The 21,505-nt window shown below is 65.8% G+C and carries 18 protein-coding genes and 1 CRISPR repeat array (1 of these 19 only partly in view); of the genes, 17 read left to right on the top strand and 1 reads right to left on the bottom strand.

The annotated features are described in order from the left end of the window. Positions 1 to 49 precede the first annotated feature (49 nt). The 5 genes from ACT89O_RS03535 to eutC are packed head-to-tail and all read left to right on the top strand — an operon-like array spanning position 50 to position 5,762. On the top strand, positions 50 to 1,057 hold the full coding sequence (locus ACT89O_RS03535; RefSeq protein ID WP_487261847.1) for an ABC transporter ATP-binding protein: 1,008 nt from the start codon (positions 50 to 52) through the stop codon (positions 1,055 to 1,057). Then, positions 1,054 to 2,730: an ABC transporter permease subunit gene (locus ACT89O_RS03530; RefSeq protein WP_487261846.1), complete on the top strand. Its 1,677-nt coding sequence runs from the start codon at positions 1,054 to 1,056 to the stop codon at positions 2,728 to 2,730. The genes ACT89O_RS03535 and ACT89O_RS03530 overlap by 4 nt, the downstream gene beginning before the upstream one ends. Before the next feature lie 10 nt (positions 2,731 to 2,740). Continuing rightward, the gene (locus ACT89O_RS03525) at positions 2,741 to 3,517 is read left to right on the top strand and encodes a DeoR/GlpR family DNA-binding transcription regulator (RefSeq protein WP_121508836.1); all 777 of its coding nucleotides are present in this window, start codon (positions 2,741 to 2,743) and stop codon (positions 3,515 to 3,517) included. A gap of 26 nt (positions 3,518 to 3,543) precedes the next feature. Further along, on the top strand, positions 3,544 to 4,953 hold the full coding sequence (locus ACT89O_RS03520; RefSeq protein ID WP_487261845.1) for an ethanolamine ammonia-lyase subunit EutB: 1,410 nt from the start codon (positions 3,544 to 3,546) through the stop codon (positions 4,951 to 4,953). Beyond that, a complete protein-coding gene (gene eutC, locus ACT89O_RS03515) occupies positions 4,950 to 5,762 on the top strand; it encodes an ethanolamine ammonia-lyase subunit EutC (protein ID WP_487261844.1) in 813 nt (270 codons plus the stop codon). Before ACT89O_RS03520 ends, eutC begins: the two co-directional genes overlap by 4 nt. Positions 5,763 to 5,860: 98 nt before the next feature. Here the strand turns inward: eutC and ACT89O_RS03510 are convergent, their stop codons facing one another. Beyond that, positions 5,861 to 6,979, bottom strand: coding sequence for a class I SAM-dependent methyltransferase (locus ACT89O_RS03510; RefSeq protein WP_487262814.1), 1,119 nt, complete (start codon positions 6,977 to 6,979; stop codon positions 5,861 to 5,863). 15 nt (positions 6,980 to 6,994) lie between these two features. Between ACT89O_RS03510 and ACT89O_RS03505 the strand changes: the two genes are divergently transcribed. The 12 genes from ACT89O_RS03505 (at position 6,995) to cas6f (ending at position 20,017) form a co-directional block, all read left to right on the top strand. Next, positions 6,995 to 7,780: an SDR family oxidoreductase gene (locus ACT89O_RS03505; protein ID WP_487261843.1), complete on the top strand. Its 786-nt coding sequence runs from the start codon at positions 6,995 to 6,997 to the stop codon at positions 7,778 to 7,780. A 26-nt stretch (positions 7,781 to 7,806) separates the two neighbouring features. Next, on the top strand, positions 7,807 to 8,178 hold the full coding sequence (locus ACT89O_RS03500; protein WP_055396414.1) for a dihydroneopterin aldolase: 372 nt from the start codon (positions 7,807 to 7,809) through the stop codon (positions 8,176 to 8,178). Positions 8,179 to 8,182: 4 nt separating this feature from the next. Continuing rightward, the gene (ttcA, locus tag ACT89O_RS03495) at positions 8,183 to 9,163 is read left to right on the top strand and encodes a tRNA 2-thiocytidine(32) synthetase TtcA (RefSeq protein WP_487261842.1); all 981 of its coding nucleotides are present in this window, start codon (positions 8,183 to 8,185) and stop codon (positions 9,161 to 9,163) included. Between the two features lie 55 nt (positions 9,164 to 9,218). Beyond that, a complete protein-coding gene (locus tag ACT89O_RS03490; RefSeq protein ID WP_487261841.1) occupies positions 9,219 to 9,836 on the top strand; it encodes a DUF4136 domain-containing protein in 618 nt (205 codons plus the stop codon). Between the two features lie 51 nt (positions 9,837 to 9,887). After that, on the top strand, positions 9,888 to 10,529 hold the full coding sequence (locus ACT89O_RS03485) for a histidine phosphatase family protein (RefSeq protein WP_487261840.1): 642 nt from the start codon (positions 9,888 to 9,890) through the stop codon (positions 10,527 to 10,529). After that, on the top strand, positions 10,513 to 11,679 hold the full coding sequence (locus tag ACT89O_RS03480; RefSeq protein WP_487261839.1) for a DSD1 family PLP-dependent enzyme: 1,167 nt from the start codon (positions 10,513 to 10,515) through the stop codon (positions 11,677 to 11,679). Before ACT89O_RS03485 ends, ACT89O_RS03480 begins: the two co-directional genes overlap by 17 nt. Before the next feature lie 84 nt (positions 11,680 to 11,763). Next, the gene (cas1f, locus tag ACT89O_RS03475; RefSeq protein WP_487261838.1) at positions 11,764 to 12,312 is read left to right on the top strand and encodes a type I-F CRISPR-associated endonuclease Cas1f; all 549 of its coding nucleotides are present in this window, start codon (positions 11,764 to 11,766) and stop codon (positions 12,310 to 12,312) included. After that, positions 12,309 to 15,848, top strand: coding sequence for a type I-F CRISPR-associated helicase Cas3f (cas3f, locus tag ACT89O_RS03470; RefSeq protein ID WP_487261837.1), 3,540 nt, complete (start codon positions 12,309 to 12,311; stop codon positions 15,846 to 15,848). Before cas1f ends, cas3f begins: the two co-directional genes overlap by 4 nt. A gap of 45 nt (positions 15,849 to 15,893) precedes the next feature. Next, positions 15,894 to 17,261, top strand: a complete 1,368-nt coding sequence (gene csy1, locus ACT89O_RS03465) for a type I-F CRISPR-associated protein Csy1 (protein ID WP_487261836.1) — start codon at positions 15,894 to 15,896, stop codon at positions 17,259 to 17,261. Beyond that, positions 17,258 to 18,343, top strand: a complete 1,086-nt coding sequence (gene csy2 / locus ACT89O_RS03460) for a type I-F CRISPR-associated protein Csy2 (protein WP_487261835.1) — start codon at positions 17,258 to 17,260, stop codon at positions 18,341 to 18,343. The genes csy1 and csy2 overlap by 4 nt, the downstream gene beginning before the upstream one ends. A gap of 59 nt (positions 18,344 to 18,402) precedes the next feature. Beyond that, positions 18,403 to 19,428 carry a type I-F CRISPR-associated protein Csy3 gene (csy3, locus tag ACT89O_RS03455; protein WP_487261834.1) on the top strand — a complete coding sequence of 342 codons (1,026 nt, stop codon included), beginning with the start codon at positions 18,403 to 18,405 and terminating at the stop codon, positions 19,426 to 19,428. Positions 19,429 to 19,441: 13 nt separating this feature from the next. Continuing rightward, positions 19,442 to 20,017 (top strand): type I-F CRISPR-associated endoribonuclease Cas6/Csy4, encoded by a 576-nt coding sequence (cas6f, locus tag ACT89O_RS03450; protein WP_487261833.1) that lies wholly within the window; start codon positions 19,442 to 19,444, stop codon positions 20,015 to 20,017. A gap of 139 nt (positions 20,018 to 20,156) precedes the next feature. Then, a CRISPR array of direct repeats spans positions 20,157 to 21,505; the repeat unit is 28 nt; unit sequence GTTCACTGCCGCATAGGCAGCTCAGAAA (it continues 1,810 nt past the right edge of the window).

The following is a 21,505-nucleotide window of genomic DNA, read 5'->3' as shown; positions in this document are numbered from 1 at the left end:
GCTGTACCGAACCGCTGCACTGAACCGCACTCCCCGAGGACCACACACCATGTCCCTGCAGATCACCGACCTGCACAAGAGCTTTGACGGCCAGGTCGCGCTCGAACGCATCCACCTCGCGGTGGGCGCCTCGGAGTTCGTGTGCCTGCTGGGCCCCAGCGGATGCGGCAAGACCACGCTGCTGCGCATCATCGCGGGGCTGCTGCCTGCCGATGGCGGCCGCATCACGCTGGGCGGCCGTGACCTGGCCACGCTGCCGGCGCGCGACCGGGGCTTTGGCATCGTGTTCCAGTCGTACTCGCTGTTCCCGCACATGACGGTGGCGCAGAACGTGGGCTACGGCCTGGCCATCCGCCGCACGCCGGCCGATGTGGTGCAGGCGCGCACGGCCGAGCTGCTGGACATGGTGAAGCTGGCAGACTTTGGCGCGCGCTACCCGGCGCAGCTGTCGGGCGGCCAGCAGCAGCGCGTGGCCATTGCGCGGGCACTGGCGGTGAACCCTTCGCTGCTGCTGCTCGACGAGCCCCTGTCGGCGCTGGATGCCCGCGTGCGCGCCGACCTGCGCCATGAGCTGCGCGAGGTGCAGCGCCGCCTGGGCATTCCCACCATCATGGTCACGCACGACCAGGAAGAAGCCCTGGCCATGGCCGACCGCATCGTCTGCATGCAGGGCGGTCGCATTGCACAGGCGGGCTCGCCGCGCGAGCTGTACCTGGCGCCGCGCACCCGCTTTGTGGCCAACTTCATGGGGCACAGCAACCTGCTGCCGCCCGCCCAGGCACGGCTGCTGCAGCCCGCCCTGGGCGGGGCCCCCGAAGGCATGGCGCCCGAATCGGCCCTGCTGTGCATCCGCCCCGAGCGGCTGCAACTGCAAGCCAGCGCGCAGGGCGCGGGCCGCGTCACCGGCACCACCTTCCTGGGCAGCATCCAGCGGGTGCAGCTGCGCTGGAACGACCTGGACCTGCTGGCCGAATCCAGCAGCGCCAGCACCTGGGAGGCTGGCCAGAACGTGGACATCTCGGTGAGCGCACAGGACTGCGCCTGGGTGCACGCATGAGCACCACTGCCACCCCCCACCTGCCGCCCATGCATGCCAGCGAGCGCTGGCTGCTGCGCGCCTGCCTGCTTCTGCCGCTGGCCGCGCTGGTGCTGTTCTTTGGCGTGCCCATGCTGGCCATTGCCTGGCGCAGCCTGGTGCAGGACACGGGCGGCATCGGCTTGGGCAACTACGCCGCGCTGCTCGACACCCCCGGCGTGTGGCGGGCCCTGGCCAACAGCCTGCTGCTGGGCGCCGTAACCACGGCCGTCACGCTGGTGCTGGCCTTTGTAGTGGCGTTTGGGCTGGAGCGCACCGGCATGCCGGGCCGCCGCTTTGTGGCCGGGGCGCTGGCCCTGCCCATGCTGGCGCCCTCGCTGGTGCTGGGGCTGGGCCTCATCTTTTTGCTGGGGCGCAACGGCATCGTAGGCAAGATGCTGGGCGTGCGGCCCGAAATCTATGGTTTTTGGGGCCTGCTGATTGCGGACGTGCTCTATGCACTGCCGCAGGCCGTGCTCATCGTGCGCACCGCGCTGCGCCAGGGCGACGCCCGGCAGTACGACGCCGCCGAGGTGCTGGGCGCCACCCCGTGGCGACAGTTTTGCGACATCACGCTGCCGCAGGCCCGCTACGGCCTGCTGAGTGCAGGGTTTGTGGTGTTCACCATCACCATCACCGACTTTGGCAACGCCGTGGTCATTGGCGGCAACTTTGCCGTGCTGGCCACCGAGATCTACAACCAGGTCAGCGGGCAGATGAAGTTTGGCATGGGCGCGGTGGTGGGCATGCTGTTGCTGGCACCCGCCGCGTTGTCGGTGTTCATCGAACGCATGGCCGCACAACGCGCCGGGGCGGGGGCCGAATCGGCCCTGCCGCCCACACCCGCACGCAGCCCGGGGCGCGACACCGCGTTCTTCATCGCCTGCATGGGCATTGCGGGCAGCATCGTGGCCCTGGTGCTCACGGTGGTGGTGGCCAGCTTCATCCGGCTGTGGCCCTACCGGCTGGACCTCACGCTCAAGCACTACGACATCACCATTGCGGGGGGCTATGCGCCGCTGTGGACCTCGGTGTGGGTGTCGGCCCTCGCCGCCAGCGTGGGCACGGCGATGCTGTTTGTGCTGTGCTTTGGCATCCGCCGCCTGCCGGGGCGGCTGGCGCAGGCGGCCACGGCACTGTCGGCCTTGCCGGTGGGCGTGCCCGGGCTGGTGCTGGGGCTGGCCTATGTGTTCACCTTCAACACCGCCACCTGGCCCTGGGGCATGCTGTATGGCACGGCCATCTTGCTGGCGCTGTGCAACTACTACCACTACCACACACAGGGCTTCATGACCATGATGACCGGCATGCGCAACGTGCCCACCACGCTGGAAGACGCCACCACCGTGCTGGGCGGCAGCACCGCCCGCGTGCTGCGCGATGTGTACCTGCCCGCGCTGCTGCCTACGCTGCTGGCGGTGCTGGTGTTCTTGTTCATGCGCTCCATGGTCACGCTGTCGGCGGTCATCTTCCTCATCACGCCCTCGCTGCCCATGGGGGCGGTGACGGTGATGCGGCTGGATGAAGCGGGGCTGACCTCGCAGGCGGCAGCGTTCTCCACCTGCATCATGGCGGTGGTGGGCTCGCTGGCGCTGCTGCTGCACTTTGGCACGCAGCGCCGCGTCCGACGCACCCCAGGTTCCAAGCCCGCCTAACATCGCAACCATGCTGCAAGAAGAACGTTTCCTCCGCATCCGCACCCTGCTGTCCACGCTCTCGCGTGTGAGCACCGAGCGCATTGCGCAAGACCTGGATGTGTCGCGCGAGACCGTGCGCCGCGACATCCTCGCGCTGGAGTCGCAGGGCATTCTGCGGCGCGTGCACGGCGGCGTGGTGGCCCAGGGGCCAGAGCCCGAACCCCCACTGGCCGTGCGCCAGGCGGTGCGCGAGCGCGAAAAGCGCGCCATCGCCCGCGCCGCCCTGCAGCTGCTGCAGCCGGGGCAAACGCTGTTCATTGATGCGGGCAGCACCACCACCCTGCTGGCCGAAGCGTTGTCGAGCCTGTCGGGCCTGACCATCATTACCAACGGGCTGAACGTGGCGCTCAAGCTCGCTGCCGCCGATGCCGGACGCAGTGCGCGCAACGACGTGATCCTGCTCGGTGGCCGCACCGACCCTGCCGTGCAGGCCACGCACGGCGACACCACCGTGGCCGAAATCCACCGCTACCGCGCCGATGTGGCCCTGCTCTCGCCCGTGGGCATCAGCGTGCACAGTGGCGCCACCAGCTTTGAACACCACGAGGCCGCCGTGGCCCGCGCCATGGCTGCGCAGGCCAAGGAGCTGATCTTGCTGGCCGACCACAGCAAGGTGGGGCAAGCCAGCCGCGTGACCTATGCCAGCCTGGCCGACGTGGGCACGCTGGTCACCGATGCGGGTGCCCGCTCCTTGCCCGCCTTCTCAGCCCTGCAAGCGGCGGGCTGCCATATCGTGGTGGCCTGAGACTTTCACAGGAGGCAAAGCACACCATGGCCTACCAGCACACCATCGGCGGCCAGCGCTGGCAGTTCAGCGACCTGCGCGAAGTGATGGCCAAGGCCACGCCGCTGCGTTCGGGTGACGCATTGGCGGGCGTGGCGGCCACATCGGCCGTAGAGCGCATGGCCGCACGCCTGTGCCTGGCCGATGTTCCCTTGTCGCGCTTTCTGAGCGAGGCGCTCATTCCCTACGAAAGCGACGAGGTCACGCGCCTCATCCTCGACACCCACAACGCCGCCGCGTTCGCGCCCCTCGCCCACCTCACGGTGGGCGACTTCCGCAACTGGCTGCTGGCCCACGGCACCGACAGCGCCATGCTCGCCGCCGTGGCACCCGGCATCACGCCCGAGATGGCGGCGGCCGTGAGCAAGCTCATGCGCAACCAGGACTTGATCGCCGTGGCGCGCAAGTGCCGCGTGGTCACGCGGTTTCGCAACACCATCGGCCTGCCGGGCCACCTGGCCGTGCGCCTGCAGCCCAACCACCCCACGGACGACCTGCGCGGCATTGCGGCGTCGATGATCGACGGCCTGCTGTACGGCGCGGGCGACGCGGTGATTGGCGTGAACCCCGCCACCGACAGCATCGCCGCCCTGACCGGACTGGTGCACATGCTGGGCGATGTGATCGAGCGGCTGCAGATCCCCACACAGTCGTGTGTGCTCACGCATGTGACCAACACGATTCAGATGGTGGAGCAAGGCGCACCGGTGGACCTGGTCTTCCAGTCGATTGCGGGCACCGAGGCGGCCAACGCGAGCTTTGGCATTTCGCTGGCGCTGCTCCAAGAAGCGCGCGAGGCTGCACTGTCCCTGCGGCGCGGAAAAAACTTTGGCGATGGAGTGGGCGACAACGTGATGTACTTTGAAACCGGCCAGGGCAGTGCCCTGTCGGCCAACGCGCACCATGGCGTGGACCAGCAGACCTGTGAGGCTCGGGCCTATGGCGTGGCCCGCGCGTTTGCGCCGCTGCTCACCAACACGGTGGTCGGCTTCATCGGCCCGGAATACCTGTACGACGGCAAGCAGATCATCCGCGCGGGCCTGGAAGACCACTTCTGCGGCAAGCTGCTGGGCGTGCCGCTGGGCTGCGACGTGTGCTACACCAACCACGCCGAGGCCGACTCGGACGACATGGACACGCTGATGACGCTGCTGGGCACGGCGGGCCTGACCTTCATCATGGGCGTGCCAGGGGCGGACGACATCATGCTCAACTACCAGAGCACTTCGTTCCACGACGCGCTCTATCTGCGCGAGGTGCTGGGCCTGCAGTGCGCACCCGAGTTTGGCGCCTGGCTGCAGCGCATGCGCATCACCGATGCAGGCGGACGCCTGCTGCCTGCCCACGATCAACACCCGGCGCTGGCACAAATGCGGCAATGGAGGCTGGGCGCATGACACACGAACCAGCGCCACACGGCATCCCTCCCGACCCCTGGGACGACCTCCGCGCCCACACCCAGGCGCGCCTGGCCCTGGGGCGCGCGGGCGCGGCCCTGCCCACGGCCGAGCTGCTGCGTTTTGGCCTGGCCCATGCGCAGGCGCGCGACGCCGTGCACATCCCGCTGGACGCCGACGCGCTGGCCACCCAGTTGCAGGCCCAGGGCTGCGCAACGCTCCCCGTGCACAGCGCCGCCCCCGACCGTGCCACCTACCTGCTGCGCCCCGACCTGGGCCGACGGCTGTGCGACGCCGATGCGCAGGCGCTGCGGGAGTCCTCTGCAAACGGAACCACTCCCATCGATCTGCTGCTGGTCGTGGCCGACGGCCTCTCGTCCCTGGCCGTGGCGCGGCAGGCGCCGCCGCTCATCGACGCGATTCGCCAGCAAACACCTGCAGGCTGGCAGCTGGGCCCCGTGGTGATTGCCCAGCAGGCCCGCGTGGCGCTGGGTGACGAGGTGGGCGCGCTGCTGGGCGCCCGCCTGGTGGCGGTGCTGATCGGCGAGCGGCCGGGCCTCAGCTCGCCCGACAGCCTGGGCATCTACCTGACCTGGCACCCGCAGGTGGAGCGTAACGATGCGCAGCGCAACTGCATCTCCAACGTGCGGCCGGAAGGCCTGCCCCCCGCCGCTGCCGCTGCGCGCCTGTGGTGGCTGTGCCAGGAGGCGCGGCAACTGGGGCTGACGGGGGTGGGACTCAAGGACCGCAGCGATGGGATGACGCTGGTGGCGGGGAGCTCCCACCAGATCTCCGACCGTTCAGGCTGAACCGGTCGAAGCCAAGGAAACTTCAAGCCAAATTCGGCTCTAACGCTTGCCCACCAAGCGCCTGCAGCTATCTTTCTCGAAGCACACGAATACCTGGATCACAACCGGTGCGACCGGTCCCCGTGCGCAAACCCCACGGGTTCCCAAGGCTCGCCTGCCCCCACGGCCAGCACCTTGAACAACTCGCCCATCTCGTGTTCCATGATCAATTTGGCCGCTGTCGCCCGTCCCGCTTGTGGTAGCAGCTCCATTTTGGGGAGCAAACCACAGTTGATGAGGAAATGCGCCTGCGTGGTGTAACCCAGCACATTGAGGCCCGCCTCTTGCGCGGCCAGCGCCATGGCGGTGAAGTTGACGTGCGCGGTGATGTCTTTGAGCCCCACCGCCACCAGCGGGTCGCCATCGGCCAGGTGGCCTTGGTGGCACATCACGGTGCCCATGTGGCGCTGGGGGTGGTAGTACTCGTCTTCGCCAAACCCATAGTCCAGCAAGAAGGCTGCGCCGCGCGTGAGCCGGTCGGCCAGCATGCGCATGAAGCCTTCGCCCTGGGCGTGGATCTCGGTCAGGTAATCCTGCGGGCCTTCGATGTCGATGGGCGGGCGCAGGTCGGTGGGGCGGTCGGCCCAGGCAAAACTGCCGTCCTGAGCTACCGCCACTCCGCGCTCATGCCACACACCGCCCTGCTGGCCGCCGTGGCGCGCCAGCAGTTGCACGGGCATGGCGTCCAGTACCTCGTTGCCCAACACCACGCCGCTGAACTTTTCGGGCAGTGCATCCACCCAGCGCAACTTGTGGGCGTGGGCTACCAGCTTGGCCTGCTGGCGCGCGCGCAGGCTGCCCGACAGATCGACGATGGTGTAGCGCTGCACCTGATCGCCCAACGCATCCAGCAACTGCAGCGCCAGCGCGCCGGAGCCCGCGCCAAACTCCCAGACCTCGTCGGTGCCGGTTTGGGCCAGGGCTTCACCCACCTGCACGGCCAGCGTCTGGCCGAACAGTGGGGTCATCTCGGGCGCGGTCACAAAGTCGCTGCCGGACTCAGGCATGGCGCCGAACTTGGTAGAACCGTTGGCGTAGTAGCCCAGGCCGGGCGTGTACAAGGCCAAGGCCATGAAGCGGTCAAAACCCAGCCATCCGCCCTCGGCGGCAATGGCCTGGGTGATGTGCTGGTGCAGGGCGGTCGTTAAACTGTCGGGTCTTTGGGTCACGGCCCGCATTGTCTCCCAGCCCACATGCCTACTCCCTCCCACCCACGCACCGTTCTGGTCACAGGCGCCGCCAAGCGCCTGGGCCGCAGCATTGCGCTGGCCCTGGCGGCGGGTGGCTGGCAAGTAGCGGTGCACTACCGATCGTCCGAGCAGGACGCTATCGATACGGTAGCTGCTTGCGCACGACTGACAACCGCTAGCGCCCATTTTGATGCTGATTTTGAGGATGAGGCTGCGGTGCGCGGCTTGTTGCCCCGCGTGGTGACGCACTTTGGCCGTTTGGATGCGGTGGTCAACAGCGCCTCGTTGTTCGAGCATGACAACGCCGCCACCTTTGGTTTTGCCGCGCTCGAAAAACACCTGCGCAGTAACACCGCCGCCCCCGTGCTGCTGGCCCAGGCCCTGCACCAGCATGTGGCCGACCGCGTGGCCCAGGGCGATGCCGATGTGCAGGGCGCCGTGGTCAACCTGCTCGACCAGAAGCTCTGGAACCAGAACCCCGATTTTGTGAGCTACACGCTCTCCAAGGCTGCACTGGAAGCTGCGGGCACCATGCTGGCCATCGCCCTGGCGCCGCGCGTGCGCGTGGTGGGCGTGGCGCCGGGCCTCACGCTGACCAGCCACATGCTCAGCGACGAAAAGTTTGCCCAGCTGCACTCCCTCAGCCCCCTGGGCCGCTCGTCCACCGCCGAAGACGTGGCGAGTGCGGTGAAGTTTGCGCTGGAGAACCGGTCGATGACCGGCACCACACTGCTGGTCGACGGTGGCCAGCATCTGATGAAGTTTGACCGCGATTTCTCTTTGATGTGAGCGCCCGCTCACTCCAGGACCTATTCATGACCACCGCTGCAGGCACCCAGATCCTCACGCTCACCGGTTTGCGCTTTGACGCCAACCTGGGCATCCTCGACCACGAAAAGACCGACCCCCAGCCCATCCAGGTCGATGCCGAACTGAGCCTGGGCGTGCAGCCGCTGGCCCCGCGCGACGACGACATCGGCCATGTGCTGGACTACCGCCGTGTGCGCCAGATCATCATCGACGAGTGCACGGCCGAGCATGTGAACCTGCTGGAGAGCCTGATCGGCAAGCTGGCCAACCGCCTGATGCAACTGCCCGGCGTGCTGGGCGTGCGGGTGAAGATTGCCAAACTCGAAATTTTTGACGACTGCGAAGTGGCCATTCGCGTCGAGACAGGACAGTGGTGACCCCATGAGCGCAGTATTGAACGAAGCCCCCACATCCAACCCCGGCTCCGCCCAATCCACTGGCTGGACGGAGGAAAGCACCGAAGCCACCAGCGGCGCCGCCCGCATGAAGATCGAGCGCGAAACCCACAAGCTGGAAAAGCGCCTGTGCCGCGAGGTCGGCAAGGCCATCGTCGACTTCAACATGATCGAAGAAGGCGACAAGGTGATGGTGTGCATGTCCGGCGGCAAGGACAGCTATGCGCTGCTCGACATCCTGCTCAAGCTCAAGGCCCGCGCCCCCATCCACTTTGACCTGGTGGCGGTGAACCTGGACCAGAAGCAGCCGGGCTTCCCCGAGCATGTGCTGCCCGAATACCTGGCCAGCACCGGCGTGCCCTTCCATATCGAGAACGAAGACACCTACAGCATCGTCAAGAAGCTGATCCCCGAGGGCAAGACCACCTGCAGCCTGTGCAGCCGCCTGCGCCGGGGCATTCTGTACCGCGTGGCCGATGAGCTGGGCTGCACCAAGATCGCACTGGGCCACCACCGCGACGACATCCTGCAGACGCTGCTGCTCAACATGTTCTTTGGCGGCAAGATGAAGAGCATGCCCCCCAAGCTGGTCAGCGACGACGGCAAGCATGTGGTGATCCGCCCGCTGGCCTACGTGGCCGAGAAGGACACCACCCGCTGGGCTGCGCACCGCAACTTCCCCATCATCCCGTGCAACCTGTGCGGCAGCCAGGAGAACCTGCAGCGCAAGCAGGTGGGCGAGATGCTGCGCGAATGGGAAAAGCGCTTCCCGGGCCGGGTGGAGAACATGTTCAACGCGCTGCAGAACGTGGTGCCCTCGCACCTGCTGGACGGCAGCCTGTACGACTTCAAGAGCGCCAAGGCCACGGGCATCGCCAGCGAAGACGGCGACAAGGCCTTTGACAAGGAAGAGTTTGTGGCGCCATCGCCTTCGCTGCCCGGCGTGCAGGTGGTGCAACTGTCGTGAACCCTGGCAAGCTGGGGCACTCTCATGGAGACTTCTTTTTCTGGAGCGTCTGACCATGACAACGCAACGCCGATGGATTCCCCTTCTTGTACTGGGCTTGGCAACCGCCTTGCTCGCAGGCTGCAGCACCACCCGCGTGGTCAACGGGCAAGTACAGAGCTTCTCAACCCTGGCGGCCGCGCCTGCACCCGCCACCTACCGCATCGAACGCCTGCCTTCGCAGCAAACCCCATCGTTTGACGCTATCGCCGCACTGGCAGAACAGTCCCTGGCACGCGCCGGCCTGCAACGCGACGATGCCGCGCCCCGCCTGCGGGTGCAACTGGGCGTGCAGGCTGACACGGTGCCGCGCAACGATCCTTTCAGCCCCTACGGGCCCTACGGTGCGTATGGCCCCGGCCCTTGGGGCGTGGGTGGCTGGTATGGCCGAGGCTGGGGCGTGCATGGCATGTGGCGCTTTGGCGAGCCCACGCCCCTGCACCGCCGCGCTGTCAGCATCGTGATGCGCGATGCCAACACCCAGGCGGTGGTGTACGAAACCTCGGCCGTGCACGAAGATGTGTGGGTGAGTGACCCGGCCGTCTATGGTGTGCTGTTTGACGCCGCACTCGATGGCTTTCCAAAGCCACCCCAGGGCCCTCGACAGGTGCGCCTGCCCCTGGCGCAAAAATGAAACATTCCCCTGAGCGGCTGCGAGCTACATCCAACGCCATCGAAAACTGACATGCACGCTACCCGCATCATTGCCATCCGCCACGGTGAAACCGCCTGGAACGTGGACACCCGCATCCAGGGCCACCTGGACATTCCGCTCAACAACACCGGGCTGTGGCAGGCCGATCAGGTCGCGCAGGCACTGGTGGGCGAACCGATTGCCGCCATCTACACCAGCGACCTGCAGCGCGCGCACGCCACGGCCCAGGCCGTGGCCCGCACCACGGGCGCGCCTTTGGTGGCCGATCCCGGCCTGCGCGAACGTAGTTTCGGCCACTTTCAGGGCCGCACGTTTGCCGAGATCGAGGCCGAGCTGCCCGAAGACGCGCTGCGCTGGCGCAAGCGCGATCCGCACTACACCCCCGAGGGTGGCGAGTCGCTCGTCGCGCTGCGCGAGCGCATCGAACGCACCGTGACCGTCCTGGCGCAGCAGCATGTGGGCGAGCAGGTGGTGATGGTGGCGCACGGCGGCGTGCTCGATGTGTTGTACCGCCTGGCCACGCGCCAGGACATCCAGGCGCCGCGCACCTGGCAACTGTCCAACGCCGCCATCAACCGCCTGCTGTGGACGCCCGACGGCCTCACCCTCGTCGGCTGGGCAGACACCCAACACCTTGACCAGATCGTCCTGCGCGATGAAAACCACGCCTGAATTGCAATCCACCATCGGCCAGCGGGTGGACGCTATCGACACCCCCGCCCTGGTGGTGGACCTGGACGCCATGGACCGCAACATCCAGCGCATGGCCGACTTTGCGCGCAAGCACCAGGTGCGCTGGCGCCCCCACGCCAAGCTGCACAAGAGTGCCGAAATCGCGCTGCTGCAACAACGCGCGGGCGCACAGGGTGTGTGCGTGCAGAAGGTGGCCGAGGCCGAGGCGCTGGCGGCCGGTGGGGTGGATGACATCACCATCACCAACCAGGTCATCGCCATGCCCAAGCTGCACCGCGTGGCGCGGCTGGCCGCGCAGCTGGCGGCACGCGGCGGGCGCCTGGGCGTGGCCGTGGACCACATCGACGGCATTGAGCGCCTGGCCGAAGCCATGGCGCAATCCGGCAGCGATGCGGGCATCGACGTGCTGGTGGAGATCGACGTAGGCCAGGGCCGCTGCGGCGTGCCACCGGGCGAAGCCGCCGTGCCACTGGCACTGGCCGTGTCGCGCAGCCCCCGCCTGCGTTTCGCGGGCCTGCAGGCCTACCATGGCCGCGCGCAGCACTTGGCCAGCAGCGTGGGTCGGCGCGAGACCATCGCCGCCGTGGTGCGCGCGGCGGATCACACGCGCCAGCTCATCGAAGCCGCCGGGCTGCCCGTGCCGCTGGTCACCGGATCAGGCACCGGCACCCTGGTGCACGAGGCTGCCAGCGGCGTGTTTGGCGAGCTGCAGGCGGGCTCTTTCTTGTTCATGGATGCCGACTACGCCCGCAACGAGCGTGAACCGGCACAACCCGCGTTTGAACACGCGCTGTACGTCAAGACCCAGGTGGTGTCGGTGCGCGACACCCACGCCGTGTGCGACGCAGGCCACAAGAGCCACGCCATCGACTCTGGCCTGCCCTCCGTGGCCCTGCTGCCGACCGACCGCACCCTGCGTTACGCCAACGGTGGTGATGAACACGGCCTGCTGTATGCCGACGCGCCCGACGCCCGCCTGCCCAGCCTGGGCCATATGCTCTGGCTCATCCCGGGCCACTGCGACCCGACGGTGAACCTGCACGACTTTTTGATCGGCGTGCGCGGCGGGCTGGCCACGGGCACGGTGGAGCGCATTATTCGGGTGGATGCCAGGGGCGCGCTGACCTGAGCGATCAACTGAGTCTTCTTATACCGGGCACGGTTCGGCCAAGTATTCCGTGATGTGCCCGTGGTTTTGGTCAAAACTGATGCCATGGAATCCATTGCATCCTCCGACCTGAAAACTATCCTGCACTCCAAGCGGGCCAATCTCTACTACCTGGAGCATTGCCGCGCCTTGGCCACCGCCCCCGATGTGACCGCCCTGCTCACAGACGAAGCCCAGCTCACCAAGACTCTTTTTAAGCTGGCAGTCGATGCGACCCGCTATGGCGAATTCACGCGCGCCAAGCGTGGCAGCGGCACCGACGCCGCCAATCGCTTTCTGGACCACGGCAACTACTTGGCCTACGGCCTCGGCGCCACGGCCACCTGGGTGTTGGGCTTGCCGCACGGCCTGGCGGTGCTGCATGGCAAAACCCGAAGAGGCGGCCTGGTATTTGATGCAGCCGACCTGGTGAAAGACGCGGCTATCTTGCCCCAGGCATTTCTGTCAGCCATGCAGGGCGACGATGAACAGCAGTTCCGGCGGCGGTGCATCGAAACATTGACACAAAGCGAATCGCTGGATTTCATGATCGATACGCTCAAGGCCATCGCTATCACCACCGCGCAACACGCTACAGCCGGCCCTGCACCATGAATGTGTTGTTCATTTCCCAGTGCAACAAGCGCGCGCTGGCCGAGACCCGCCGCATCCTCGATCAGTTTGCCGAACGCCGCGGCGAGCGCACCTGGCAGACGCCCATCACCCAGGCCGGGCTCGACACCGTGCGCAAGCTACTGCGCCAGACCGCACGCAAGAACACCGCCGTGGCCTGCCATTGGATTCGTGGACGCGACCACAGCGAGTTGCTGTGGGTGGTGGGCGACGCCAGCCAGTTCAACGACCAAGGCGCCGTGCCCACCAACACCACAGCCAGCAACGTACTGCGCGCAGGCGACGAAAACGCCTGGCACCACCTGCCGCTGATGGCGGCCTTAACCGCACTCGCAGCCCTGCTGCACGACCTGGGCAAGGCCACGCAGGCGTTTCAAGACAAGCTTAGGAACCCTGGCCTGCGCGAGCGCAACCACTACCGGCATGAGTGGGTGTCAGTACGGCTGTTCCAGGCCTTTGTGGGCCGGGATGATGACACCGGCTGGCTGCAACGACTGGCGGCGTATGCCGATGCAGACACCGATGCGCAGGCGTTGGAGACAGCGTGGCTGGACCATGCAGCTGGGCGGCTGTTGCGCGATGGGTTGGATGAACCTAAAGCCCAGCAGCATTTGCCATTTGCGCACCTGCCGCCACTGGCCCAGGCGGTGGCTTGGCTGGTGTTCACCCACCACCGCTTGCCCTGCATGCCCGTCAAACAGGCGCAAGGGGTGGATGCTGAAGACCTGGATGACCCCCGGCACACCCACCGCCGTTTTGGAGCGCGCCCCAGCTTCATCAACACCAGCGATCTGGACGATGTGCTGCTGCGCATCAGCGCCGACTGGAACGAGCCCCGAGAAAGCGTGTCTGCTTCAACACTCGCCGCCCACTGGCACTTCCCGCACGGCCTGCCCGTCACCCAGCCCGCCTGGCGCAAACAAGCCGCCCGCTACGCACGCAAGCTGCTGGAGCTATCGCAAGCACCCGGACAAGGCACGGTGCTGCACGACCCCTTTGCCATGCACGTCGCGCGCCTGTGCCTCATGCTGGCTGACCACCACTACTCCAGCCTCACCGACGCCGCCGTCCGCGCCCCGCACCTCAGCCAAGGCTACCCGCTCTACGCCAACACGCGCAGCAATCACCATCAAAACAATAGCTACTCACGCTTGATGGATAAGCGCCAGAGCCCAATTTTTAATCAAACGCTGGACGAACACCTGCTGGGTGTGCAAGCCCATGCCACGCTAGTGGCACGCTCCCTGCCCAGCCTCACGCACAGCCTGCCTGCACTCAAGAACCACAAACCCCTCAAAAAACGCAGCGCCGACCCGCGTTTTGCCTGGCAAGACAAGGCCGCCGACCTGGCCGCCAGCGTGCGCGCCCGCGCAGTGCCGCAAGGCGCGTTCATCGTCAACATGGCTTCCACGGGCTGTGGCAAGACGCTGGGCAACGCTCGTGTGATGAACGCGCTGGCCGACCCAGCCACCGGACTGCGCTGCGCCTTTGCCATGGGGCTGCGCACGCTCACGCTGCAGACAGGACGCGTCTTCCAGAACGACCTGCAATTGTGTGACGAGCAATTGGCCATCCAGGTCGGCGGCGCGGCCAGCCGGGCGCTGTTTGAATACTGGGAACAGCAGGCCGAGGCCACCGGCTCCGCATCCAGCCAGGCACTGCTGGACGAAACGGGCACAGTGCTCTTTGAAGGCAACGACCAGCACCCGCTGCTGCAGCGCCTGACCGACGACGCCAAAGCCCGTGCGCTGATTGCCGCGCCGCTGCTGGTGTGCACCGTAGACCACCTCACCCCGGCCACCGAAAGCCTGCGCGGCGGCCGCCAGATTGCGCCCATGCTGCGCCTGCTAACCAGCGACCTGGTGCTGGACGAGCCCGACGACTTCGACATGGCCGACCTGCCCGCCCTTACCCGGCTGGTGCACTGGGCAGGCCTGCTGGGCAGCCGCGTGCTGCTGTCGTCGGCCACGCTGCCGCCTGCATTGGTGGAGGGGCTCTTCCTGGCCTACCGCGCCGGGCGGGCCGTGTACCAGCGCCACCGCAGCGAGCGGCCCAGCGAGCCTGTGAACCTCTGCTGCCTGTGGGTCGACGAGTTCCACCAGACCACGCAGGACTGCGCGGATGGGCCCGCCTTCCGCGAAGCGCACACCCAGTACGTAGACAGGCGTGTCGCCAAGCTGCAGCAGGCCGAAGTGCGGCGGCTAGCGCAGATTGCGCCCCTGCCTGAAAACTGGCACAGCCTGGAGGAAGCGGAGCGGCGAAAGGACTTTGCCCGCTTGGTGCTTGAGCAAGCGTGGAAGCTGCACCAACGGCCCCACAACCGCAGCATCGATGGCAGCGGAAAGAGCGTGAGTTTGGGCCTCATCCGCATGGCCAACATTGCCCCGCTGTACGACGTGGCCCTGGCCATGTACGCAGCCGATGCGCTGCCGCCCGCGCTGCGAGGCCAGGTGCGCATTCACCTCTGCGTGTACCACTCGCAGTTCCCCCTGCTGCTACGCTCGGCCATTGAGCAGCAACTGGACACCCTGCTCAACCGCCGTGGAGCCAAGGATGGCCACGACCCCGCGCTGCACCGCCCCGCCCTGCGTGCCCTTATCGACGCCCACCCCGAGCCCCATCACCTGTTCATCGTGCTGGGCAGCCCCGTGACTGAAGTGGGCCGCGACCACGACTACGACTGGGCCGTGGTCGAGCCCTCATCCATGCGCTCGCTCATCCAGCTGGCAGGGCGCGTGCGGCGGCACCGGCCAGGGGCCGTGGGCGGGGTGAACATGGTGGTGCTGGACAGCAACCTTCGGCACTTCAAGCACAAGGGCAAAGCGGCGTTTTGCAAACCAGGCTTTGAGATGGACCCACAGCCACCGGGGTCGAGCGATGCTGCACAGAACTTCTACCTGCACAGCCATAGCCTTCGCCAATTGATGACGCGATTTGTCAAAGACGATGAACCGTGGGCAGTGGATGCCCAACCGCGCATTGAAGTAGCCACCGCCCAATACCACCCCCGCCGTCATTGGGCCGACCTGGAGCACGAGCGCATGCGCGATGCCATGTTGCAACGCTCTGGAACCAGCAAATACACCACCGCCCCCGAGCGCGCGGCCTTCCTGCATTGGGCGCACCCCGCACAGCTCTGGCTCACCGGCCTGCTGCCGCAGTGCCAGCGCTTTCGCTACGACCCACAGCCCCGCTACGACGTGGCCATGCTGCCTGACGAAGAGGAAGAAGCGCTATTGCTGCACCGCGTGCAAGACGGGGAGCGGCGCTATGAAAAGCTCTATGTGCCCATCTACCAAAGCCTGTGCCACCCGGTGCTTGCAGCGCAACTGGCATCACCCAGCGTGTCGCCATGGCCGCAGTTGGGTTTGATGGAGGAATTGGCTGCACTGGCACAGGCGCGGGGCTTGTCGCTGGAGCAATGTGCTGAACGCTATGCCACCGCCAGCCTGCCGGAATCTCAGGCGGGCTGGCGGTGGCACGAACAACTAGGTTTCAACAAGAAGGAGGCATCTTGATGACAGAGAGGTACCGAAAACATAACCTACCCGGAGGGCCGAAGCATGCCAACGAATGACTCACCGCCCATCTTCGGCAACTACCGCGAGGCAATTCACACATTTCTGCAAGAGCGACTGAATGCCAAGCTGGAAAAGCTCAAAGCCGATGAGGATGGCAAACGCACGGAGTTGATTGCACAGCATCAACCCAGCGCATGGCTGGAAGACGCGGCACGGCGCGTGCAACAAATCCAGGCTGTCACCCACTCCCTCAAACCCATCCACCCCGACGCCCGGGGCACCAACCTCTATGTAGAGCCCCACACCCTGCCTCCACTGGCCGAGCTGGGCAGCCACGCATTGGGTGAGCGCTTTGTGGGCGATGTGGTGGGCAACGCTGCGGCGCTGGATGTGTACAAGCTGCTCAAGCTGGAGGTGAACGGACGCAGCCTGCTCACAGCCCTGCTGGCGCAGGATGCTGACGCGCTGGCTGCCCTGCATGCCGACCCGGCACAAGCGCAGGCGTTGCGCGATGCCTTGGTGTCGCTCACCCAGCCCCGCGCTGAAGGCCCCAGCAGTCACACGCTGGCCAAGCAACTCTACTGGCTCACGGGAAGTGATGCCTGCGACGACTCCCACTACACCCTGCTGGCCCCGCTGTACGCCACATCGCTCGCGCATGCAGTGCATGCCCAGCTGCAGGAAGCTCGCTTTGGCGAAGCCAACAAGGCTGCCCGCCAGGCACGGCGCGAGCGCAAGGTGCATGACGGCGTATTCCACGACTACCCCGGCCTGGCCGTGCAGAACATGGGCGGCACCAAGCCGCAGAACATCAGCCAGCTCAACAGCGAACGGCGGGGCATGAACTACCTGCTGTCGTCGCTGCCGCCGCAGTGGCAAGCCAGTGCGGTGCGGTTGCCGGTGCATGCCACTTCGGTGTTTGATCGGCTGTTCATCGCCCGGCCCGAGGTACGCCGCACGGTGCGGGCGCTGCGGGTGTTTTTGGAGTCCGACCCCGACGCCAACCTGGCCACCCGTGATCGGCGCGAGGAACTGCTCGGCGCGCTGGTGGACGAGCTGGTGTCGCTGGCTGCCGAGTTGCAACAGATCCTGCCACCGGGCTGGAGCCGGGATGACGAGCGCTTTGCGGATCTGCACCGCAGCGAGCAACTGTGGCTGGACCCGTTGCGTGCCGAACAACCCGATGAAGCTGACTTTGCCCGCGAGTGGCTGCAGATGGACTGGCCTGCCGCCGTGGGCCAGCGCTTTGCCAACTGGCTCAACGCGCAGCTGCGCGGCAAGCTGCCTGTGGGCGATGCGGAAGCGCGTGCATGGCAGAAGGAGTTGCTGACCGACGAGGACGGTTTTCAGCAGCAACTGCGCACGCTGCGCCAGCGGCTGGACCGCACGGCGACGGAGGTCATGCCATGAAGCAACCCCAAGCCATCCTCGTCCTGCCCCACCTGCGCATTCAAAACGCTAACGCCATTGGCAGCCCGCTCACGCACGGCTTCCCGTCCATTACGGCCTTTACGGGCGTAATGTGGGCGCTGGAGCGCAAACTCGCCCAAGCGGGCATGCCGCTGCAACTGCAGGGCGTGGGCGTGGTGTGCCACAACCACCAAGAGCAGGTCACGCAGGGCTATGTGCGCAACTTCAACCTGACGCGCAACCCGGTGGACAAAGACGGCAGCACCGCCGCCATCGTGGAAGAAGGCCGCATGCACCTGCAGATCACGCTGGTGCTGGCCGTGTCAGAAAAGCGCACGCCCGGCACCCCGGCGGCGCTGGTGCAAGGCAACCAGGCGCAGCTGGACGAATGGGCTGCGCAAGCAGGCCACATCCTGGCGGGCATGCGCGTGGCAGGGGGCAGCGTGCTGCCATCGCGCCCCGTGCCGGGCAAGCGCGTGCGGCCCTGGATGGCCGTTGTGCCCGAAGACCCTGTGGCTGCAGAGACGGAGTTTCGCCAATGGCGGCGGCAGTGGCTGCCGGGTTTTGCCCTGGTGGGGCGGGATGACCTGCTGGCCCAGCGCCTGCAAGCGCTGCGCACCACCCAACCCGACGCCACGCTGCTGGACGCCTGGCTGCATGCGGCCCGCTTTAACTACGCGCCGGTAGTGCCTGACGGCGGATTGGCAGCGCCCGACGGGCAGGTGAAGTGGGAGGACCCGCAGCGCCGCAAAGGCAGCGGCTGGGTAGTGCCCATTCCGGTGGGCTATGCCGCACTCACACACCAGGCGCATGCCCCAGGCACCGTGCGCAATGCGCGCGATGCCACGGTGCCGATGCGGTTTGTGGAGTCGGTCTATGCGCTGGGCGAGTGGATCAGCCCGCACCGCTTGACCCACCTGGGCCAGCTGCTATGGCATGCCGAAGCCGACGCAGCGCGCGGCCTGTACCGCTGCCGCAATGGCTACCAGCCCGCAAAGGCAGAAGATGCTGTCGCAAACGCCACACCCACTACTGACACGCTGGACGATTGGGACGACGCCGAGGCCTATGAGTACACCTGAGCCCCGCATGCCCGTCCCTTCGCATTCAACACGTACCCAAATTTTGAAAGATTGACACCATGACCGACAAACTCACCACCGCCTCCGTCCTGGCCTTTGAACGCAAGCTGGACCCCTCTGACGCCGTGTTCCACGCAGGCCGCTGGGACAACCGCGCACAGTCGCACGCGTGGCAGCCCGTGGCAGTGCGGGCAAAGTCCGTGCGCGGCACCATCAGCAACCGCCTCAAGGCCAAGGACCAAGACCCCGCCAAGCTGGACGCCGCCATCGAGAACCCCAACCTGCAAACCGTGGACGTGGCCGCCCTGCCCGCAGAGGCCGACACGCTCAAAGTCCAGTTCACGCTGCGCGTGCTGGGCGGCGCTGGCACACCATCGGCCTGCAACAGCGCGGCCTACCAAGCCAAGCTGCTTGCCACGGTGCAAGGCTATGTGCAGCAGCAGGGCTTTGGCGAGCTGGCCCGGCGCTATGCGGCCAACCTGGCCAATGGCCGCTTCTTGTGGCGCAACCGCGCCGGGGCTGAGCAAGTCGAAGTGACCGTGGAACAGATGCAAGGCGGGCAGGCCGCGCAACAATGGTCTTTTGATGCCCTAGCGCTTAATACACGGGCGGTAGGCGCTATCAATACAGAAGCAAATGGCTTGGACGAGCTGGGCCAGGCGATTGCCACCGGGCTGGCCGGGTCACAGCATCTGCTGCTGCGCGTCACCGCCTTTGTGCGCCAGGGTGCGGGGCAAGAGGTGTACCCATCGCAAGAGCTGATCTTGGACAAAGAGAAGGCTGGCAAGAGCAAAACGCTGTACCACGTGGATGGCGTGGCCGCCATCCACTCGCAAAAGATCGGCAACGCCATCCGCACCATCGACACCTGGTACGAAGGCGCTGAAGAACTGGGCCCCATCGCGGTGGAGCCCTATGGCTCCGTCACAACCCAGGGCAAAGCCTACCGCCAGCCCAAGCAAAAGCTGGACTTCTACACCCTGCTGGACAACTGGCTGCTGAAAGACCAGGTGCCGCCCGTGGAGCAACAGCACTTTGTGATGGCGGTGCTGATCCGTGGCGGCGTGTTTGGCGACGCCAGCTGATGCGCGAGATGCCATGACCACGCACTACATCAACATCACCCTGCTGCCCGACCCGGAGTTCAGCCACGCCCACTTGCTGGGCGCGCTGGTGGCCAAGCTGCACCGGGCGCTGGTGCTGGGGCAGACCACCGACATTGGCGTGAGCTACCCGCAGCACGTTAGCCAGCCGCTGACCCAGCGCAAGCTGGGCGCGGTGCTGCGCCTGCACGGCACGCCCGAGGCGCTGCAGCGCCTGATGGGGCAAGACTGGCTCAAAGGCATGCGCGACCACACGCAGGTGGGCGAGCTACTGCCAGTGCCCGTCACCGCGCAGCACCGCACCGTGCGCCGCCGCCAGTTCAAGACCAACGTGGACCGCCTGCGCCGCCGCCGCATGCAGCGCAAAGGCGAAACCGCCGAACAGGCCGCAGCCGCCATCCCCGACACGGTGGAACGACGCCCCGACCTGCCGTTTGTGCAACTGCGCAGCAGCAGTACAGGCCAGCCGTTTTGTCTGTGCGTGGAGCACGGACCATTGCAGTCGCAACCTGTTGCCGGAGCCTTTAACGCCTATGGCCTGGGCCACGAGACGACCGTGCCCTGGTTCTGAGCCGGTTTGACCCTTTTTTTGAGCCCTGTCATAGGGCCTTATAAATCAGGCACTTACGGAGCACCTCAGGAATTGGCGTGCTCTGGCCTGAAGGGGAAAAGTTCTTTAAAAATCAAGAAGTTAGGCTGGGCAACGGACAGTTCACTGCCGCATAGGCAGCTCAGAAAATCAGCACGGTTTGCGCGAGCACGGAGCCCTGGTTCACTGCCGCATAGGCAGCTCAGAAAGTGCTGCGCGTGCTGTACGACTACGACCACGCGTTCACTGCCGCATAGGCAGCTCAGAAAATCGCAAAAGCAGTAGCTCCCTGCATTTCAGGGTTCACTGCCGCATAGGCAGCTCAGAAACGAGCGCCGCGAGAACGAATGGATCACGGGCGAGGTTCACTGCCGCATAGGCAGCTCAGAAATCTCTCGCAGCAAGTGCGGGGAGTGAGCCTGTGTTCACTGCCGCATAGGCAGCTCAGAAACTGAAAGCCGCGATTCCTCCGCAGTACACCCCAGTTCACTGCCGCATAGGCAGCTCAGAAAATTCAAGGACCAGTCTTTGTCCGCTGGCGCAAAGTTCACTGCCGCATAGGCAGCTCAGAAAAGCACGGCGGCTGGGGCGTATCAATTCCTTGAGTTCACTGCCGCATAGGCAGCTCAGAAAATCATCGGAGCCGCCAGAAGGCCGATGGTGTCGTTCACTGCCGCATAGGCAGCTCAGAAAATCAAGGCGCAGCTGGAACAGGCCGACCATGCGTTCACTGCCGCATAGGCAGCTCAGAAAGTTCTCAAGGGCCATGTATTCGTTCTGGCCGCGTTCACTGCCGCATAGGCAGCTCAGAAAACAAGGCGATGATCCAAGGCGCCCGCCTTGCGGTTCACTGCCGCATAGGCAGCTCAGAAAAGAACTCAAACATCTCGTCATCGCTTGCCAGCGTTCACTGCCGCATAGGCAGCTCAGAAAGCGTGGGCTTCACCGAGGGCACCGAATACACACGTTCACTGCCGCATAGGCAGCTCAGAAAATCCACATCATCGACCAGCCAGGCGGCGGCGTGTTCACTGCCGCATAGGCAGCTCAGAAAAACAGCGTCAGAAACTACCTGATGCGCCGTTCGTTCACTGCCGCATAGGCAGCTCAGAAATTGCCGCGCATGTGCGTGCCGGTGATATTGCCGTTCACTGCCGCATAGGCAGCTCAGAAATCCGCAGCAATCTCGTGCCACTCCTGCCAAGCGTTCACTGCCGCATAGGCAGCTCAGAAAACCGTGACGGAGGCCGTGGGGGCCAGGTCGTGGTTCACTGCCGCATAGGCAGCTCAGAAAAGGCCTGGGCCACCCAGTCGCCTTCTTTGGTGCGTTCACTGCCGCATAGGCAGCTCAGAAATCAGCGGGGGTTTGTTGACTTCGCTGGGTTTGTGTTCACTGCCGCATAGGCAGCTCAGAAATTTGCCTCAGATGCGGGAAGGGGTGGGGCTGCTGTTCACTGCCGCATAGGCAGC

The organism is Acidovorax sp. NN32, from assembly GCF_057597245.1.
This window is presented reverse-complemented; position numbering and strand designations above follow the sequence as displayed.

Coding starts and splice junctions, on each gene's coding strand:
- ACT89O_RS03535 (WP_487261847.1), top strand. CDS start 50: ATGTCCCTGCAGATCACCGACCTGCACAAGAGCTTTGACGGCCAGGTC.
- ACT89O_RS03530 (WP_487261846.1), top strand. CDS start 1,054: ATGAGCACCACTGCCACCCCCCACCTGCCGCCCATGCATGCCAGCGAG.
- ACT89O_RS03525 (WP_121508836.1), top strand. CDS start 2,741: ATGCTGCAAGAAGAACGTTTCCTCCGCATCCGCACCCTGCTGTCCACG.
- ACT89O_RS03520 (WP_487261845.1), top strand. CDS start 3,544: ATGGCCTACCAGCACACCATCGGCGGCCAGCGCTGGCAGTTCAGCGAC.
- eutC (WP_487261844.1), top strand. CDS start 4,950: ATGACACACGAACCAGCGCCACACGGCATCCCTCCCGACCCCTGGGAC.
- ACT89O_RS03510 (WP_487262814.1), bottom strand. CDS start 6,979: ATGCGGGCCGTGACCCAAAGACCCGACAGTTTAACGACCGCCCTGCAC.
- ACT89O_RS03505 (WP_487261843.1), top strand. CDS start 6,995: ATGCCTACTCCCTCCCACCCACGCACCGTTCTGGTCACAGGCGCCGCC.
- ACT89O_RS03500 (WP_055396414.1), top strand. CDS start 7,807: ATGACCACCGCTGCAGGCACCCAGATCCTCACGCTCACCGGTTTGCGC.
- ttcA (WP_487261842.1), top strand. CDS start 8,183: ATGAGCGCAGTATTGAACGAAGCCCCCACATCCAACCCCGGCTCCGCC.
- ACT89O_RS03490 (WP_487261841.1), top strand. CDS start 9,219: ATGACAACGCAACGCCGATGGATTCCCCTTCTTGTACTGGGCTTGGCA.
- ACT89O_RS03485 (WP_487261840.1), top strand. CDS start 9,888: ATGCACGCTACCCGCATCATTGCCATCCGCCACGGTGAAACCGCCTGG.
- ACT89O_RS03480 (WP_487261839.1), top strand. CDS start 10,513: ATGAAAACCACGCCTGAATTGCAATCCACCATCGGCCAGCGGGTGGAC.
- cas1f (WP_487261838.1), top strand. CDS start 11,764: ATGGAATCCATTGCATCCTCCGACCTGAAAACTATCCTGCACTCCAAG.
- cas3f (WP_487261837.1), top strand. CDS start 12,309: ATGAATGTGTTGTTCATTTCCCAGTGCAACAAGCGCGCGCTGGCCGAG.
- csy1 (WP_487261836.1), top strand. CDS start 15,894: ATGCCAACGAATGACTCACCGCCCATCTTCGGCAACTACCGCGAGGCA.
- csy2 (WP_487261835.1), top strand. CDS start 17,258: ATGAAGCAACCCCAAGCCATCCTCGTCCTGCCCCACCTGCGCATTCAA.
- csy3 (WP_487261834.1), top strand. CDS start 18,403: ATGACCGACAAACTCACCACCGCCTCCGTCCTGGCCTTTGAACGCAAG.
- cas6f (WP_487261833.1), top strand. CDS start 19,442: ATGACCACGCACTACATCAACATCACCCTGCTGCCCGACCCGGAGTTC.